This window comes from Streptomyces sp. LS1784, from assembly GCF_020103755.1.
Classification (GTDB): domain Bacteria; phylum Actinomycetota; class Actinomycetes; order Streptomycetales; family Streptomycetaceae; genus Kitasatospora.
This window is the reverse complement of the sequence record NZ_JAHSQD010000888.1, coordinates 1-2,262: the sequence shown is the minus strand read 5'-3', so window position 1 is coordinate 2,262 and position 2,262 is coordinate 1. Positions and strand designations below refer to the sequence as shown.

General features: G+C 73.9%; 2 protein-coding genes. Both read right to left on the bottom strand.

The window, feature by feature from the left end:
* On the bottom strand, positions 1–606 hold a 606-nt coding region (locus KS423_RS43850; protein ID WP_224285273.1), incomplete at its 3' end, for a xanthine dehydrogenase family protein subunit M.
* Positions 607–908: 302 nt separating this feature from the next.
* The coding region (locus KS423_RS43845; RefSeq protein WP_224285272.1) for a beta-N-acetylhexosaminidase at positions 909–2,262 on the bottom strand (1,354 nt) is incomplete at its 5' end.

Here is a 2,262-nt window from a genome sequence, read left to right as displayed (position 1 = left end):
CCCGACGGCGCAGCGCACCGCGCGCCGGGCCGGGTCGAGGACGAGCGCGACGGAGGCGGTGGCGCGGGCCGGGCCGCTGCGGCCGGTGGCCTTGAGGAAGACCTGCGGGGCGTGCAGCAGCGGGACGCGCACCCAGGTGAGCAGTTCGCCGGGGCGCACCGGGTCGAGTCCGGTGAGCAGGTGACTGACCGGCACCTCGCGGGTGCCGTCGGCCCTGGCCAGGGTGACGCTGGCCTCCAGCGCGGTGAGCACCGGGAGGGTGTCGCCGGCCGGAGCGGCGCTGACGATGTTCCCGCCGAGGGTGCCGACGTTGCGGACCTGCGGCGGGCCGGCGGTGCGGGCGGCGTCCGCGAGCGCGGGGATGAGCGCGGCGAAGTCGGGGCGGTCCATCCGGGCGTGGGTGAGTCCGGCGCCGAGCACGGCGGTGCCGCCGTCCTCGTAGCGCCAGCCGCGCAGTTCGGTGATCCGGCCGAGGCCGACCAGGGCGGCGGGGCGCAGCCGTCCGGCGTTGACGGCCTCCATCAGGTCGGTGGCTCCGGCCACCGGTACCGCGGCCGGGGCGGCGGCCAGCGCGTCGACGGCCTCGTCGAGGGAGGCCGGCAGCATGATCGTCCGGTTCACCTGGGTCCCACCGTGCTCCACTTGCTCATCGATCGCCTGCCGCCCGCCGGCCTTCGGCCGTGCTGTCCTGCGTCAGCAGCCCGGCCTGGCCCGTAGGGTACGGGCGATCGGGCCGGGTTGGGCAACTCTGGCACACAATGCTCGATGATCATTTCGGGGCCGGTGAACGGGACTGCCCGATTGGGACTGATACCGGGCGGTATCTGCCCCGACCCGCCTCGGGCCAGGGCAGATGTTCATCTGTTCTTGACGTCGGATGACCGCTCAGAAGTTCCCGATGAGTAGGACTAACGGACCGGCGGCGGCCCCTCGATCGGCCGGCCGGCCACCCCGGGCCAACGCTGCCAGGGGTGCGGCCCGCCGGCCGGGCGGTACTCGACACCGAGCGCGTCCAACGCCTTCAGGTGTGTCGTCAGCCGCTGCTCGAAACCGGCGAAGTCCCGCTCAGCCGGCTCGGTGGGCAGCTCGGACCAGGCGACCTCGGCGAAGGCGACCAACCGGGGGAAGGCCCGGTAGTCGATGTCCCGGGCACTGTCCATGAACTCGCTCCACAGGTTGGCCTGGGTGCCGATCACGTGCCGGGCGGCGGCCGCGTCCAGTTGCCTCGGGACCGGCTCGAACCGGTAGACGTCCTCCAGCGTGCGCACGAAGCCGACCGGGATCGGCTCGTCCGGCCCGTCCGCCTGCCGGTGGTCGAAGTAGACGTGCTGCTCGGGGCACATCACCACGTCGTGGCCGGCCTGCGCGGCGGCGATCCCGCCGCCGAAGCCGCGCCAGGAGGAGACCGCGGCGCCCGGAGCGAGGCCGCCCTCCAGGATCTCGTCCCAGCCGATCAGCCGGCGGCCGCGCTCGGCCAGCCAGCGGTCGAAGTGCCGGATGAGGTGGCTCTGCAGTTCGTCCTCGTTGGCCAGGCCCAGCTCGCGTATCCGCGCCTGCGCGGCGGCGCTGTCCTTCCACTGCTCCTTGGGGCACTCGTCGCCGCCGAGGTGGACGAACTCCGAGGGGAAGATCTCCAGGACCTCCTCCAGCACCGCCTCGAAGAAGCGCAGGGTCTCCTCGGAGGCGTTGAGCACGTTGTGGCTCACCCCCCAGTCGGTCCAGACCCCGAGCGCGGCGGTGTCCACCACGTCGGTGTTGCCCAGCTCGGGGTAGGCGGCGACGGCGGCCTGGGTGTGGCCGGGCAGGTCGATCTCCGGGACGACGGTGACCCCGCGGGCGGCCGCGTAGGCGACGATCTCGCGCAGGTCGTCCTGGGTGTAGTAGCCGCCGTGCGGACGGTCGTCGCGGCGCTGCCCGGCCCGATAGCCCACCATCGAGCGATCCCGCCAGGCGCCGCGCCCGGTCAGCCTCGGGTAGCGCTTGATCTCCACCCGCCAGCCCTGGTCGTCGGTCAGGTGCAGGTGCAGCACGTTGAGCTTGTGCGCGGCCAGCAGGTCGACGAAGCGCAGCACGTCCGACTTGGGCAGGAAGTGCCGGGCGACGTCGAGCAGCACGCCGCGCCAGCCGAACCGGGGGGCGTCCGCGATGTCGGCACCGGGCAGCACCCAGCCCTCGCGGCGCAGCGGCGAGCGGCGGTAGGCGTCCGGCCCGAGCAGCTGCCGCAGGGTCTGCGCACCCCACAGCGCGCCGGCCGGGCCGCCC